At 55.2% G+C, this 15,365-nt stretch carries 11 protein-coding genes and 3 pseudogenes; 3 read left to right on the plus strand and 11 right to left on the minus strand.

What is annotated here, in order from left to right; translation table 11 throughout:
- The first annotated feature begins 4 nt into the window (after window positions 1-4).
- Both MIM_RS13030 and MIM_RS13035 read left to right on the plus strand, forming a co-directional pair.
- Window positions 5-1,444, plus strand: a complete 1,440-nt coding sequence (locus MIM_RS13030) for an aldehyde dehydrogenase family protein (protein ID WP_025373196.1) — start codon at window positions 5-7, stop codon at window positions 1,442-1,444.
- Window positions 1,445-1,455: 11 nt separating this feature from the next.
- On the plus strand, window positions 1,456-2,268 hold the full coding sequence (locus tag MIM_RS13035; protein WP_025373197.1) for an enoyl-CoA hydratase: 813 nt from the start codon (window positions 1,456-1,458) through the stop codon (window positions 2,266-2,268).
- 49 nt (window positions 2,269-2,317) lie between these two features.
- Here the strand turns inward: MIM_RS13035 and MIM_RS13040 are convergent, their stop codons facing one another.
- The 8 genes and pseudogenes from MIM_RS13040 to MIM_RS13070 all read right to left on the minus strand — a co-directional run bounded on the left by MIM_RS13040 (window position 2,318) and on the right by MIM_RS13070 (window position 10,380).
- Window positions 2,318-2,998, minus strand: coding sequence for a Fe2+-dependent dioxygenase (locus MIM_RS13040; RefSeq protein ID WP_025373198.1), 681 nt, complete (start codon window positions 2,996-2,998; stop codon window positions 2,318-2,320).
- Between the two features lie 82 nt (window positions 2,999-3,080).
- Window positions 3,081-5,339, minus strand: a complete 2,259-nt coding sequence (locus MIM_RS13045) for a TonB-dependent receptor (protein WP_042070302.1) — start codon at window positions 5,337-5,339, stop codon at window positions 3,081-3,083.
- 624 nt (window positions 5,340-5,963) lie between these two features.
- Window positions 5,964-7,085, minus strand: coding sequence for an alpha-hydroxy acid oxidase (locus tag MIM_RS13050; RefSeq protein ID WP_025373200.1), 1,122 nt, complete (start codon window positions 7,083-7,085; stop codon window positions 5,964-5,966).
- A 117-nt stretch (window positions 7,086-7,202) separates the two neighbouring features.
- A pseudogene (locus MIM_RS13055) lies at window positions 7,203-7,491 on the minus strand (helix-turn-helix domain-containing protein).
- A gap of 93 nt (window positions 7,492-7,584) precedes the next feature.
- Complete coding sequence (locus MIM_RS13060; RefSeq protein ID WP_025373201.1) at window positions 7,585-8,235, minus strand: glutathione S-transferase family protein; 651 nt, start codon at window positions 8,233-8,235, stop codon at window positions 7,585-7,587.
- Between the two features lie 93 nt (window positions 8,236-8,328).
- A pseudogene (locus MIM_RS23675) lies at window positions 8,329-8,424 on the minus strand (hypothetical protein); the annotation flags it as partial.
- Window positions 8,387-9,508, minus strand: a pseudogene (locus MIM_RS13065) (YbfB/YjiJ family MFS transporter); the annotation flags it as partial. The pseudogenes MIM_RS13065 and MIM_RS23675, both read right to left, overlap by 38 nt.
- Complete coding sequence (locus MIM_RS13070; RefSeq protein ID WP_025373203.1) at window positions 9,505-10,380, minus strand: LysR family transcriptional regulator; 876 nt, start codon at window positions 10,378-10,380, stop codon at window positions 9,505-9,507. The pseudogene MIM_RS13065 and the gene MIM_RS13070, both read right to left, overlap by 4 nt.
- A 95-nt stretch (window positions 10,381-10,475) precedes the next feature.
- Here MIM_RS13070 and MIM_RS13075 point away from each other — a divergent pair, with 95 nt between their 5' ends.
- Window positions 10,476-11,558 carry an NAD(P)H-dependent flavin oxidoreductase gene (locus MIM_RS13075; protein ID WP_025373204.1) on the plus strand — a complete coding sequence of 361 codons (1,083 nt, stop codon included), beginning with the start codon at window positions 10,476-10,478 and terminating at the stop codon, window positions 11,556-11,558.
- Window positions 11,559-11,618: 60 nt separating this feature from the next.
- On the opposite strand, the gene MIM_RS13080 is transcribed toward MIM_RS13075, so the two are convergent.
- The 3 genes from MIM_RS13080 to MIM_RS13090 form a co-directional block, all read right to left on the minus strand.
- Entirely contained in the window at window positions 11,619-13,421 is a 1,803-nt protein-coding gene (locus tag MIM_RS13080) for an acyl-CoA dehydrogenase (protein WP_025373205.1), read from the minus strand.
- Window positions 13,422-13,461: 40 nt separating this feature from the next.
- Entirely contained in the window at window positions 13,462-14,250 is a 789-nt protein-coding gene (locus MIM_RS13085; RefSeq protein ID WP_025373206.1) for a crotonase/enoyl-CoA hydratase family protein, read from the minus strand.
- Window positions 14,251-14,334: 84 nt separating this feature from the next.
- The gene (locus tag MIM_RS13090) at window positions 14,335-15,324 is read right to left on the minus strand and encodes a Bug family tripartite tricarboxylate transporter substrate binding protein (protein WP_025373207.1); all 990 of its coding nucleotides are present in this window, start codon (window positions 15,322-15,324) and stop codon (window positions 14,335-14,337) included.
- Window positions 15,325-15,365 lie beyond the last annotated feature (41 nt).

The following is a 15,365-nucleotide window of genomic DNA, read 5'->3' on the forward strand; positions in this document are numbered from 1 at the left end:
ATACATGCTTCAACAGGATCACTTATTTATAAACGGTAGCATGGTGGCTGCAAACGGCGAACAGGCACTTCCTGTAACCGACAGTTTTACTGAAGAAGTATTTGCCAGCTACCGCTCTGCTTCGCACGACGATGTGCACAGCGCAGTGGCAGCAGCACGTGCGGCATGGCCCGGCTGGTCTGCCACCCCTCTGGTCGAACGCGTTGCTGCAGTGCGCCGGGTCGCTGCCGCACTGACGGAACAAGCAGAAGCGCTGACCACGGCCATCTCACGCGAAGTGGGAATGCCGCGCAAGTTGGCCGCGCGAATCCAGGTCGGCGCCCCCATTGCTGCCTGGAATAATTATGCCGATCTCGCGGCTGAACTGGCTTGGGAAACCCGTGTGGGTCATTCCCTGGTCCAGCTTGTTCCAGTAGGAGTCGTGGCCAGCATTACCCCGTGGAATTATCCCTTGCACCAAATTACCGGCAAGGTCGCACCGGCGCTGCTGGCCGGCTGTACAGTAGTACTGAAACCATCAGAAATTGCACCGACCAGCGCCGCCCTGTTAGCCGACGCAATACAACAGGCCAACCTGCCGCCAGGCGTGTTCAACTTGGTACAGGGCATCGGCCCGGACATCGGAGAAATGCTGATCTCTCATCCCGATATCGATATGGTTTCCTTCACCGGTTCTACGCGCGCTGGTAGCCATATCGCGGGCGTCGCCGCTAGCCAGATCAAGCGCCTCTCCCTGGAACTGGGTGGCAAATCGGCTTCACTCGTGCTGCCCGGCAGCGACCTGCCAACCGCCGTCAAAACCACACTGGCCGGTTGCATGCTCAATTCAGGTCAAACCTGCTCCGCCACTACGCGCCTGCTGGTACAACGCAACGCCCTGCCGGAAGCAGAACAAATACTGCAGGAGCTCATTGGTAGCTATCGCATGGGCGACCCGGCAGACACAGCAACGCGACTTGGCCCGCTGGTCTCTGCGCAGCAGCGCAAAAAAGTGCAGGCCATGATCGACGATGCCGTCGCAGCAGGCGCCCGTCCGGTAGGTGCTAAACAGCCGGTTCCGGATCGTGGCTTTTTCATTCCTCCCACTGTGCTGGCCGACGTCACGCCCTCCATGACAATTGCAATGGAAGAAGTGTTCGGCCCGGTTCTGTGCCTGATGGGCTATGACGATATCGAAGAAGGCATCGCCCTGGCCAATGGCACCGAATACGGACTGGCTGGTACCGTCTGGGGGCCCGCCACGCCTGACACGCTGGCAGTAGCACGCCGCATACGCGCTGGCCAGGTCGACATCAATGGCGCACCATTTAATCCCGCTGCGCCTTTTGGTGGTTTCAAAAAATCCGGCATTGGGCGCGAAAACGGCCATCATGGCATCAGGGAATTTCTTGAACCTGTCGCCATCCAGCTCCCTGCCGCATTGCTCGAATCACTCCCTGAATAATGATCCTGACTATGACATATGAAACCTTGAACTACGCTGTCGACGATGCCGTCGCCACCATCACACTGAATCGGCCGGAGCGCATGAACGCGCTGACCAAAGTCCTGGAAGCAGAACTGCGTACTGCCATCGAAGCTGCAGGCCGTGATAACGCTGTGCGCAGCATCATACTCACCGGCGCGGGCCGGGCGTTTTGTGCGGGTATGGATATGGACGAGCTGGAAGTGCTGCCTCCTGAAGATATCCGTGCAGAAGAATGGATGCGCTCCTACGACATGAATCGTCGCGCCGACTACCAGACACGTTATTCATATTTCCCTGCTGCGCCCAAACCCATTATCAGTGCAATTAATGGCGCGGCTGCGGGACTCGGACTGATCATGGCGCTCTACAGCGATTTTCGGCTCGCCTCAGACAAAGCCGTATTCGCCACGGCCTTTGCTCAGCGCGGCCTGATTGCCGAACACGGCATCGCCTGGATACTTCCACGAATTGTCGGTCATGCTAACGCGATGGACCTGTTGCTGACGTCACGCAAAATCGATGCGCAGGAAGCACTGCAAATAGGTCTGGTCCATCAGATGGTGCCTGCCGATGCCCTCCCGGATGCCGCCAGGCAGTTGGCGCACCGTCTTGGCAATGATGTATCGCCACGATCAGTGCGCATTATGAAACAGCAATTGTGGGAAGCGCCATTCCAGACACTGGGAGATGCAATCTCATCGGCCAACACCGAGATGGTCATGAGTCTGCGAAGCGAAGACTTCAAGGAAGGCATTGCTCATTTCGTCGAGCGGCGCCCTGCCCGCTTTCCGGGAAATTGATCGGACAATAGAAGTTACTTACGAGGCGGTGTTTTCAACGTTCCACCAACTAAACACTCGCCCAGCGTCGAACCAGATTATGATAAATGCCCGTTAACGACACCACGCTACTATGCTCACCCAGTTCCCCGGCCAATTGCTGAATGGTATTGTCCATTTCAAATAACATCGCTCGCTGCGCGTCATCGCACACCATGCTTTGTATCCATAAAACAGCCGCCACACGTTTTCCGCGAGTCACGGGTGTCACTCGGTGCAGGCTGGTGGATGGGTACACCACCATATGACCCGCCGGCATTTTGACGCGCTGCTCGCCGTAAGTGTCCTGTATGATCAGCTCGCCGCCCTCGTATTCATCAGGCTCGCTCAGAAAAAGCGTTGCCGAGATATCAGCACGAATACGTTCACCTGTGTGTGGATCGACACGTATCGCATTGTCAATATGAAAACCGTATTCCTGCTCACTGGCGTAAGCGTTGAACATGGGGCTAAGAATCTTCAACGGCAAAGTCGCTGAAATGAATCTGGCATTCTGGCTGAGTTTATCAAGAATGTGATTACCAACACTGATCGCCTGCGGATCGGTCTCTGCCAGTTGCAGGTTTTTTTTCTGACTCGCTGCGATGTAACCAGAGGTGCCTCTGCCGTCCACCCATTGCCCCAGGCCCAATTGCTTGCGCAGTTGCATCACAACGTCGGCAGATAACAAATCGGGAATGTTCACTAACATAAGAAAATAAAAATCCTGAAAAAAACCGGCAGGTACATCCACTGCACCTGCCAGCCCTGACGATCAATTCCGGTATCGAACCTTAGAATTTATAGGATGCCGTGAGCATGTACGAACGGCCAGGTCCGATATTGGCGAAGATACCCACGTGAGAGGCGTCATAGACCTCGTTGTTGGTCAGGTTGTTGGCGTTAAGCTGGAACGACAGGTTGCTGTTCACATCATAACGGACCATGGCATCATACCGCCAATAGGAAGGCAACCGGTATACATTGGCGTCGTCCACATAACGCTTGCCCATGTAGGTAGCACCACCGCCAATAGTCACTTGCGGCAGAACCTTATAGGTGGTCCACAGGCTGGCGCTCTGACGGGCAATGAATTTCATCTGGTTGCCGTCATAGACGTTCTGGCCATTGCGATATTCCTTAATCTTCGGATCCAGCCACGACCACGAGGCCCAGATATCCCATTTGGGTGTGATTGAACCGGCGACACCCAGTTCAATACCACGCACGCGATTGCTGCCGCCTAGCGTCACATCACCAGTAAGGGGATCGGTTGTACGCGCATCGGTTTTATCGGTCTGGAACACCGCGCCGGTCACAGACAGGCGCTGGTCAAGCAAATCCCACTTGGTTCCCAGTTCCCAGCTGCGACTGCGCTCGGGCTTCAGATCACGAATCTGCGCCGCACCGGCCGCACCATCTGCGCCCCCGTTCTGGCCCAGGTTTTCACCTGATGGATTGGAAGAGGTGCTATAGGTCAGATAGATACTGCCATAGGGTACCGGTTTGTACACAACGCCCGCCTGATAATTCACGAAACTATCCTTGCGGCTGTCCGTGCTGTTCTGCACACGGAACTGGTCGAAACGCACACCCAGATTCAGCGCCCATTGCGGATTCAGCTCCAGCGTATCAAACAGATACAACGAACGCGTCTTGATATCGCCGTCCTTTTCCTTGGGTCCGTAAATCAGGTTATAGCTGTAGTCACGTCCGGGATCCGGACTGTACAGAGAGTCCAGTTCACCGGCACGCGAGGTAATAGGCGTGCCGGACATTGTTTTGGAATAAACATCTTCTTTTCCAAACTCGAAGCCAACCGTTAAATTGTGTTTAACCGACCCTGTGTAGAACGTGCCATACAAATCTGTCTGATTGACCAGCGATTCGCTGGAACGCCAGCGCGCGCGATCCAGCCTTGTGAACTGCGCACCGGGTCCTTCATCCGCGCAAGGTGCACCTGCACCGGCTGCACAATTGTCAAACGACGGGCGCGTCATTAAATAGTGATTCAGGGAACGACCATAGCGCGTCAGGTTGCGGACCGTAAAATTGCTATTGATATCGTGTTCAATGATCGCTGTGGCCGTATCTGTTACGTTTTCACGGAAATCAACATTGTGGCGACCATAGAAATTGTCACGATCGACCTTTGGCGGTGTGACCCGCTCTGGATTGGCGGCATTGGAAAACGGTACGCCCAGATCAGGCATGTCATTATTTTCAATGTGCGAATAGCTCAGCGTCAGCCGGGTTGGCGTATTCAGACCAAACGCGATCGAAGGCGCAACACCCCAGCGATCAATATCCACGCCATCACGACCGGGCACTTCACCCCCCATCTTCATGGCATTCAGGCGAATCGCCCCGCTATCGGAGAATTGATAGTTGCCGTCAATCGTGGTGCGCCATTGACCGGAAGTACCATAACCGGCGGTCACATCGAAGAAGTTGTCGAGCTTGGGCGCTTTGGTCACCAGGTTAATACTGCCCCCGGTACCGCCACGGCCTGATAAAACAGAGCTGGGGCCTTTGACGACCTCGACAGACTCCACGTTGAATGTTTCATGCGAACCACGGGCGTAATCGCGCGCGCCGTCAATAAAAATATCAGTACTGGCTTCGTAGCCACGGATGAAAGGACGATCACCGGTAGGCGTACCGCCCTCGCCGGAACCCAGCGTAATGCCGGGCGTCGTGCGCAGCACGTCGGCCAAAGAGGACGCACCGCGATCACGCATCAGCTGTTCGGGAATAACGGTAATGGATTTAGGTGTCTCCTGCAGAGTGGCACCGAATTTTCTGGTTTGCACTTGCCTGGCCTGATAACCTGCCTCATCCGCTGCTACCACGGGCGCCAATGTCCCTGCGTGAATACCGGGAGCAGCAGCCGCTTCTGTAACTGTGGCTTGTTGCGCATACACAGGCGCAAGCGCCATTGCACCGGTTATCAGCGCACCAGGCGCCAGTCTGCGTTTGAACGCCGGGGCAAAACTTTCTTTTCCCAGCAGCGCAGGACCCGTCGCCGACGGACTATTTTCAGGGTTGTTCATTGGGTTTCCTCAAACGATGACAAAAGATACTTTGGCAGCATCGCTGTTCTGTCTGCACGAAGGCGTGTTGGACCAAGAGCAGGTTCGCAATGCCCTGCTTCGTAGTGCAATTGAGCAGCGGCGAGGAGTGGATAGAACAGTATCTTTATGATGCTATTAATGAATAGCAGTGATAATAGGAGATATTCTCATTCGTGACCACGTAATACAAAGCTTACATATAAATTAAATTCAATTTCATGTAAGTTTGTTGTCTATAAGTAACAAAATGAGGGATTTTTCAAGTTTTAGATGCGCTAAATTCTGATTATTAAATACAGATCATTTACTTATTGGGTAATAATCCCGGCAGAATGACAGAATTTAATGAAATCGACCTTTATATATAAAACTGAACAATATCTGAATATTCAGTTTTTTACACACAATAACGCGTGACTTATTGCCTGAAAAGTTCATTGTTGGCCCGGCTTCGCCCCGTACATAACGTCGGTCACATTTGGCAGGCGTATGGCCAACACAAGGGCTGCACAGAGTCGGTACTTTGAATGAATAACAACGCCCCGACGCGGTTTCAATACCTTGTTTTATGGTGAAGCGGCAGCCGGAAGAAATCTGACTTGACTATGTCTGCCAGATCACTTCTTTATTGATTTCGCCAAGATTTTTGCAGCCGCAAAGTACCATGGCAAGCTCCAGTTCGGTACGCAGTATATGCAGCACGTGCGCGACACCAGGTGCCCCTGCGGCTGCCAGCCCATGGATGATGGGCAATCCGACCAGCACGGCCGATGCGCCCAGTGCCAGCGCTTTTACGATATCAGTCCCGCGCCGGATGCCGCCATCCAGCAAAATGGGCACCCTGCCAGCGACTTTTTCAGCAACGCCAGGTAAAGCCTCAATGGTGGCTGGCAGCGTATCCATTACCCGCCCGCCATGATTGGAAACAATAATCCCAGCAGCGCCGACACGCAACGCATCCTGTGCATCTTTCGGGTTAAGCACGCCTTTTACCAAGACCGGCAATCGGGTAATGGACACCAGCCACGCAATATCGTCCCAGGTGGGTAGCGCCTGAACCATGCCGCTGCCGAATATCGGGCTCGTGCCAGGCACAGCCGTGCACACATCAGGCGAAGGCATGTCAGCCAGATTGGCAGCCGTTACTCCCTTTGGCAGAACAAACTGGGCACGCTGTTCGGCATTGCGCATCCCCGTAACCGGCGCGTCAACCGTCACCACCAGCGCTTTGTAGCCTGCTGCCTCGGCTCTGGCGACCAGGCTTTGTGTATATTTTTTCTCGGGCTGAATGTAGAGCTGAAACCACAAGGGTGTTGCTGTATTTGTTGCGACGTTTTCCAGAGAAATACTGGATAGCGTGCTCAGTACCATACCCGCCTGCATTGCCTGTGCAGCCAGCGCGGTGGCCAGCTCACCATCGGGGTGAACCAGGCGATGATAGGCCACAGGCGCGATAAAGATGGGATATGCATAGCGTTCACCGAACAGTTCAAGTTCGGTATTGCCGCCATCCATCGCCATCAAATTTCGGTTTAGCAAACGAATCGCATCCCAGGCCTGCCGGTTGTCGCGACGCGTAATCTGATCGGCTGCGGCACTGTTCAGATACGCCCAGTTTGCTTCGCTCACCCGCTCCTGCGCATAGCGTTCGTAATCGGTAACACTGGCGATTTGCGGTGGGATCGTACGTAATGGGGGTAACGTTTGGGTAGCTGAAGACGTCATGATCGTTCTGTACAAAAGCGAATGGCCCTAAGCATACCACGCCAGATCGCTCTGTTCACGCAGGCGAAAACGCCGATACGCTCACTGCGCTGCTTTCAAAAGATTTCGTGCCCGATGCTACAAAGCCTCATGCAATTCCCTGAGTATTTCCGGATGTCGATTGGCAATTTTCAACAACGTCTGAGCAGCACCGGTGGATGCGCGTCGACCTTGCTCCCACTCCTGCAGCGTACGCACAGAAACCCCCATAAGCTTTGCGAAGGCGTTCTGTGAAAACCCGGCATCAATGCGCCCTGACTACCTCGCTTACGTTGACTTTGGTCGTTCGTGCGAACTCGCGTTTCTTCATTTGACGCACCGATTGCAAAAGATCGGCTTCAAATTGCTGCATTTCTTTGTCACTCATTTGGACACCTCATTTTTGAATTTCAGCAAAAATTCGGGAGATAGATTATCGAATTTTGCCTACACATTCAACCTATCCAGAATTGCCTCGCTCCTAACCCTTCGATGCAGCAAGAAACACCGCCAACTGAGCTTCAAAAGCCCGTTGATACGCAGGTCGCGCTTCTCCGCGCGCCACATAGCCGGCCAGATTTGGATAGTCGTTCAGGATGCATGAGGAGCGCAACCTGAGCAGCACCGACACCATCATCAGGTCGCCCACACTGAACTCCCCTTCCAGCCACTGGGCATCACCAAGTCGCTCAGACAGTTGGCGTAGCCGGACGCGTAACCGGTCTTCAAGCATCACATTACGCGCTTCATACCAGGGCTTGTCGCGCTCGAAGAGTCTGGCCATGGTGTATTCGACCAGGGGCGGTTCAACGGTATTGAGCGCCGCAAAAATCCAGCCGATGCAACGCATACGGGCATTGGCTTCGTCGGGCAACAGACCTGCATGATGTTCGGCAAGATGTAGCAGGATCGCGCCGGACTCAAAGAGTACAAAGTCACCTTCTTCATAGGTCGGAATCTGGCCAAAGGGATGCAGCGCCATATGCGCGGGTTCCTTCATCGCCTGGAACGATAGAAAACGCACATCATAGGGTTGGCCAACTTCTTCCAGCGCCCAGCGCACGCGCGCATCGCGCGCCAGGCCCTTGCCCTGGTCGGGAGATAAGGCAAAAGCCGTGATGAGGGGAATCATGAGCAGCTCCAGATAACCGTTGTGCTGAAATCTTAGCCGCTTTTAGCGCTGCCTGCCAACATCACATTTGTAATTACTGCTCGCCGTTCCGGCCTAGCGCCAGCCATCACCTATTTCTGGAGGCTTATAGTCGTGAGAGACTGAGCACAACGCCCACCAGCAACGCCGCCGTCGCCGCCAATAACGATAACGCCAGAACCTGCGTAACGGCGAAAATGGCGCTGGCGACGAGCGGACCCACAATCTGACCAATGCTGTAGACCACGGTCATCGTTGCAATCAGATTTCCCCTGCCCTGGCTGGCAAGCCGCTGCCCAGCCGGCATGGCAATCGTTACCGTGCCAAGAAAAGAGCCACCCACCAGCACAGCACTCAGCAGATAACCAGCGGCGCTGGGCCAGACAATGGGCAAGGCAACACCCATGGCCTGTACCAGCAGATTGGTGGCAAGCGCAGCTCGGGTACCACGCTGCCTATGCCAGTAATGCCATAGGAAACAAGACGGCACGGCACTCAAACCAAAGACGGCCCATACCTGTGTGGCGCTCATATCAGGTATAGCGGATTTAACCAACAAAGGCAGGTAGGTTGCCGTGATGATATAACCAAAACCAGCAAGGCCATAGATCGCGACCAGAGGCAGCGGTTTAACCTCATTCGGTACGAATGCTGATGCAGGCGCTACCCCTTTCGGTTGGGCCGTAGCACCAGCAATCAATCCAGGCGCTGCAATCAGCCCCAGAGCCAGGGAGACGACACCCAGCAACAGCCATTGCCCCTGACTATGCAAGCCAAACTGCGCGCCGGCGGCCAGCAATTCAGCCGACAACGCAATCCCTATACCCACGCCCGCATACAGCAGCGGCGCCCGGTGCATCTGCCCACGATGCGCCAGCAGCCAGAGCGAAGCGGCCACCATGGCCAGCGCACTGAATACGCCGGCCAGGCCCCGTAGCACGACAATCAATATCACGGAATCAACGACAGCCAATAGTGCCAGACAGGCGACCGTACCCGCTGTTGACCACAGGCACAGCCGATGCGCGTGATGCGGACGTGCCCAAATGGCCAATAGCGCACCCAGCAGATAGCCTGCGTAATTGGCCGAAGCGGCAAGGCTGCCGGCTTGCAGATCCAGCAGACCTTCTTCCACCATATGCGGATAAATCGCAGTGAACGCGAAACGTCCGAATCCCATGCCAATCGCCATAATGAGTGCGGCTTCGAACGCTGAACGCAAACCCGGGCTGAACCGGGACGCTGTCTGTGTCATACCGGCACCCCATCCAGTTGTTCAAGCAGATGCTGAAAGGCCGGGACATCGTAGCCGGTCCGCCAGACCAGGCATGTGTCAGCATGTCCTAACGGGAGTGTCTTCAATCCGGTCGGCGTTTTCGTTAAGGATAGAACGCTTTCCGGTAGCAACGCCACGCAGGCGCCCGCTGCCACGCAGGCAATCATGCCATGATAGGAGCCAAGCTCCTGAACTTTCCATTCGGGGTCTTCAGCAACGCCCAGCGCTTCTTGCGCGATGGCCCGATAAGTACAGCCCGCCTTGAATGCAGCCAGTGAACGCGTGCGCACCTGTGCTGGCGCATTCACTCCCGCTTCGCTCTCGGGGAGCAGCAACACAAGCGACTCTCGCCATATCGGCTTCGCAGACAAACCCAGTTCAGCCAGCGCACCCGCCCCCTGCAATGCGGATGGCAGCGCCGCGAAGGCGCAATCCTGGCCACCGGTGCGCACCTGTTCCAGCAACGAGCCGGATGTACCGGTCATCACCTGCAATTCCGTGCCAGGAAAATCGACGTGATACGCCGCCAGCACGGCCGGCAGCCTGCTGGCAGCGGTGCTTTCCATACAGCCGATATGCAACACCCCGCCATGCTCACCACCCGTCACCACTTGTCGGGCCTCATCTGCAAGCATCAGCATACGCCGGGCATAGTCCAGAAAACGCTCTCCCGCCACGGACAGCGTCAGCCGCTTGCCGGTACGTACAAACAGCGGCACACCCAGATCCGATTCCAGTTGCTGAATACGGGTTGTGACGTTCGACGGCGCCCGTCCCAGCCGGGCCGAAGCCTGAGTAATACTTGAGTCGGCCGCCACTGCAATAAAAATACGCAGGGATTCGAGATTCATTTTTATATTCACAATAAAAGAATAATAATGATATTATATTCTTTAAATAAGAATATTAAAAGACGAATATTCACTTTTTCTGATAAGGAATCATCATGACCCATTCGCATTCGTTCACCGCAAGGCTGGACATTCAGCCCATCATCCAGGCACCAATGGCGGGCGTATCTACGCCGCAACTGGCTGCCGCCGTTTCCAGTGCGGGTGGCTTGGGTTCACTGGGCATCGGCGCCAGTACAGCCACGCAGGCCGCCCTGATGATCGATGAAACGCGGGCATTAACCTCGCGGCCATTTAACGTGAATGTATTCTGCCATGCCCCGGCAGCTCGGAACGTACAACGCGAAGACGCCTGGCTACGCCATCTGGCACCATTGTTTGCGGGCGTGGACGCACAAACGCCGATAGCCCTGGACGAAATCTATAAAAGCTTTATTGACGGCACAGAGGTTTTTGAACTCTTGCTGCAAAAACGCCCTGCTGTTGTCAGCTTTCATTTTGGCTTACCGTCAATGGAACAGATCAACGCCCTGCGAGCGGCAGGCATCTTCACACTCGCCACTGCAACCAGCCTGGCAGAAGCCGCGAGCATAGAGGCTAGCGGAATCGACGCCATCATCGCGCAGGGCGTTGAAGCCGGCGGCCATCGGGGCGTCTTCAATCCCGACGGACCGGATGAACAGCTTGGCACCACTGCATTGCTAAGCTTGTTGTTGAAACATACGAAGTTGCCTGTGATTGCCGCCGGCGGGATCATGGATGGACGAGGAATTCAGGCAGCGCTGGCTGCCGGCGCAGCCGCAGCACAACTGGGCACCGCCTTCGTACTGTGCCCCGAATCCAGCGCCAATACCGCCTACCGGAGCGCGCTCAAAAGTGAAGCAGCTGCAACAACGCGCCTGACCAGCGCGTTCTCGGGACGGCCCGCGCGTGGCATCGCCAATTCCTTCATCACTCATTGCGAAAAATCAGGCAGCCCGCGCCCCGCCGCTTATCCGGTAGCCTACGACGCAGCCAAGCAATTGAATACCGTCGCCGCAAAACAGGGAAACAACAGCTTCGCGGCGCACTGGGCCGGTACAGGCGCCCCGCTGGCGCGCGCGTTGCCTGCAGCACAATTGCTCGCAACATTAATTGAGGAAATGCAGCAGGCGCAGCAAACGGTCAAACATCAATGAACGACAGGCCTTGCCCAGCACGGGCAAGGCCAATGCATTGAATCGACCTGATCGTCCAGATTAAAACAGCTCGGCCGGCAAGCCCATCAAACATGCATGCCCGGTTTGTACTCGCACCTTTAATGACGCTATCATAGGTAGCTCCCGATCAAACCAATACTGAGCAAGGTGCAATTTACGTTGACTGAACGCATCCTGAGGGCTGGATCGAAGACGTGCTTCCGCGCGCAGCGCCATCAACAACCACATATAGCCACAAGAAAAAATGCCGATCATCGTCAGAAAATCATACGATGACGCACCGGCATCATAAGCGTCTCGGCTATCATCAAGAAACCAGCGCCCACACTCCTCTAGTATTTGTAAGGCAGCCATCAGCGCATCTGCATGAGGCAAAAGTGAGCTGTCGGGGCCAATATTCTGCCCCGCTTCCCGTACCATGCTCAGGAAGGAAAAAAACGCAACTCCGTTGTCTGCGCCCAACTTACGCAGCACGAGGTCAAGCGCCTGCACACCGTTGGCTCCCTCATACAATTGAAAGATACGCCCATCTCGCACCAATTGTTCGACGCCATTTTCGCGAATATAACCATGGCCGCCCATCAATTGCATCGCATCGTTGGACGATTCAAATGCACGATCGCTGAAAAAGGCTTTGATCACCGGCGTCAAAAATCGTCCGACAGCACCGCGCCGTGCTCGCTCTCCGCTACCGGCTTCATCCAGCCAGCCACGCACCAGTAATCCCAGCGCACGCCCGGCCTCGATAAAAGAGGCCTGCTTAATCAACAGCCGCCGCACGTCTGGATGAACAATAATCGGATCAGCCGGCGCGCCGCTGCGATCAGCCGGATTGCCTGCCCGTCCCGCCAGCCTTTCACGCGCATAATTGGCCGCATGGGTATAGGCGCGCTGGGCGCTGGCCAGCGCCTGCAGGCCGGTTCCCAGCCGAGCCGAATTCATCATTTCGAACATACCCCTCATGCCTGAAGAGGATGTACATGTGCCGGTATCGCTACGGCCCAAACGATAGCCAATCGAACCCTCAAAGTTGAGAGTGCAGGTGGCATTGCCCTTCAGTCCCATCTTGTGCTCAACCCCGCCTACTTGCACGCCATTGGCTGCGCCAAGTGCACCTGAAATCGGGTCAACCTTGAATTTGGGCACCAGAAACAAGCTCACTGAAGACAGATCGTTTGAATAGGCACCATTTTCATCCGGCAGTTTTGCTAATACCAGGTGAATGATATTGTCTGCCAGATCGTGATCGCCACCGGAAATGAATATTTTCGTTCCCGTCAGACGATAGGTGCCATCCTCCTCCGGCCTGGCCCGGGTCGTCATCAGGCGCAGATCGGTGCCGCAATGTGGCTCGGTCAGGCACATGGTTCCCGTCCATTTTCCGGCAACCATGAACGGCACAACATGTTCCAGCATCCAGGGTGCGCCGTTGCGTCGGATAGTGGCATGGGCACCATTGGTCAGGCCGGAATACAGGCCCAGCGAATTGCAGGAAGACGATGCAAACTCCCGTACTGCCTGTCCGATCAGTTCTGACAGGCCCGCACCACCAAACTCCGCCGGCGCAGCAACGCTATTCCATCCCGCATCAAGAAAGGCAGCATAAGCCTGCCGGAACCCGGCGGGCGTGGTCACGGCACCATCCCGAAACACGCATCCCTGTTCATCCCCCACCGTATCCAGCGGCGCCCAGACCTCCTGGAAGAACCGGGCAGCCTCGTCCAGAATCTGCCGGACGTCGTCGCCCGACAGATCTGAATCGGCCTGTTCCAGTTCGGGACCAATCACCTCATCCAGGAGAAAAACGAACTCCTCGACTGGCGCGATATACTCAGTAGCCATAAAAATCCTTGGTCATTATCAACAGAAACAGACGCATTCTTTATCGGCCCTGGAAATTGGCTTCACGACGCTCCACGAAGGATTTGATGCCTTCTTTAAAGTCCTCGGTCGCAAACACTTTTTCACGAATCGACGGCACAATATCAATCGCCGTTTTCTCGCCATGCTCAATGAAAGTCAGCGCCGCCTGCTTGGTCACCTGCAGACCGATAGGAGCAACCTTGCAGATCAGCCGCGCAATCTCCATCGCACGCTCTCGATGCTTGCCAAATGGATGCACTTCCTGCACAAAGCCGCAACGGTAAGCTTCCTGCGCGTCGAACTCGTCGCACAGGAACAAGTGATACATGGCATTGCCCCAGCCGGTCCGCGTCAGATAGCGATAGTGCGCGCCGCCCAAAGGCGCAATACCGCGCTTGGACTCAAGCTGGCAGAAGCGTGCGGTATCTGCCGCAATCACGATATCTGACGCCAGCATTTGTTCGATACCAATCGTGTATGTAATTCCGTGTACAACTGAAATGACCGGTTTTTTGCAACGGCGTTTAAGGCCGAAAGGGTCCACCTGTGTCGCCGGAATGGGTTTAGCGGTTGCCGTGGGACCAAAAAATTTGGGCATATCCAGGCCCGCTGTCGTGTGTTCGCCGGCCGGATCCAGCACGGCAACCCACAAACTATCGTCATCATCAAACGTCGTCAGATGCTGCGACAGCTGCATCATGAGTTCTGGCGTAATGGCATTTTTTTTAGCCACGTTATTCAGGGAGATGACCGCAATGTGACCTTCAATCGTTAAGGTCACTTCGGGGGTATTGATTTCATTTGTCATGATATTGATTCCTCTAAAAAATAAAAATGCATGTCACTGCCAGATCAAAATTGCATTGCACCCGAACGTATCGGGCTGCCGGCACTACGCGCCGGGTTTGTATTCAAGTTTGGTGACCAGCTGCGCCCAGTCGGCATTCTGTTTGCGAACGTAGGCATCCATTTGTTCAGGTGTCATGGCCGCTGGCGGCAATACGCCAAGCATCGGAAGCCGTTCCCTGAATTCTGCCGATGCGGCGACCTGTTCGATCGTGGTGTTAAGCAATGTAACGATCTCGGTAGGCGTATTTACCGGTGCAAATACGCCAAAAAAACCACTGATCGCTTCCAGTGCCGGATATCCGAGTTCACGGAACGTCGGAACGTCTGGTGCATAAGGACTACGTTCAGGACTGGATGCGCCCAGCGCCAGCGCATGGCCGGCTTTAACCTGTTCCATACCTGGTGTATACGCATCAAAAATCAATTGAATATGGCCACCCACCAATGCCTGCAAGGCCGGCCCCCCTCCCGAAAAAGGAATGTGATCCATTTGAATGCCCGCCTCGTGATCAAGAATAAGGCCGCCAAAATGACCTTGCGTACCTGCACCGTAAGAACCATAGGCAATCTTGCCCGGGTGCGCCTTGATCCACTGGACCAGATCAGGAAGGGTTTTAGCTGGTATGGACGGATGCGCATAGAGAAATAGAGGCGTGCGTCCGACTACAGCTACCGACCGTAGCGTACTCAGCGGGTCGAATTTGATCGAAATCGTATGCGGTATCAGCGTTGCCGTGCTGCCAGTCGTCAGCATGAGCGTGGTACCGTCGGGCCGGGCACGCGCCACCTGCCCGGCCGCAATCGTGCCGGACGCCCCCGGTTTGTTTTCGACAACCACCGGCACCTTCAGCAGCGTACTCATACCCTGCGCGATTGCCCTTGCCAGCACATCCGTTGTTCCGCCTGCATTGAAAGGCACCAGAATATGCAGCGGCTTATTATCGGGCAGGGACGCCTTTGCGAGCGCGCGCGCGGACCAGCCCGGCGAGACCAGTGCCGCCAGCAACGCCTTGTTGACCGTTCGTCTGTTCATGTTATTGTGCTCCTGTTTGTTTTTATTTCAATTGTGAATAT

Source organism: Advenella mimigardefordensis DPN7 (genome assembly GCF_000521505.1).
GTDB lineage: Bacteria > Pseudomonadota > Gammaproteobacteria > Burkholderiales > Burkholderiaceae_B > Advenella > Advenella mimigardefordensis.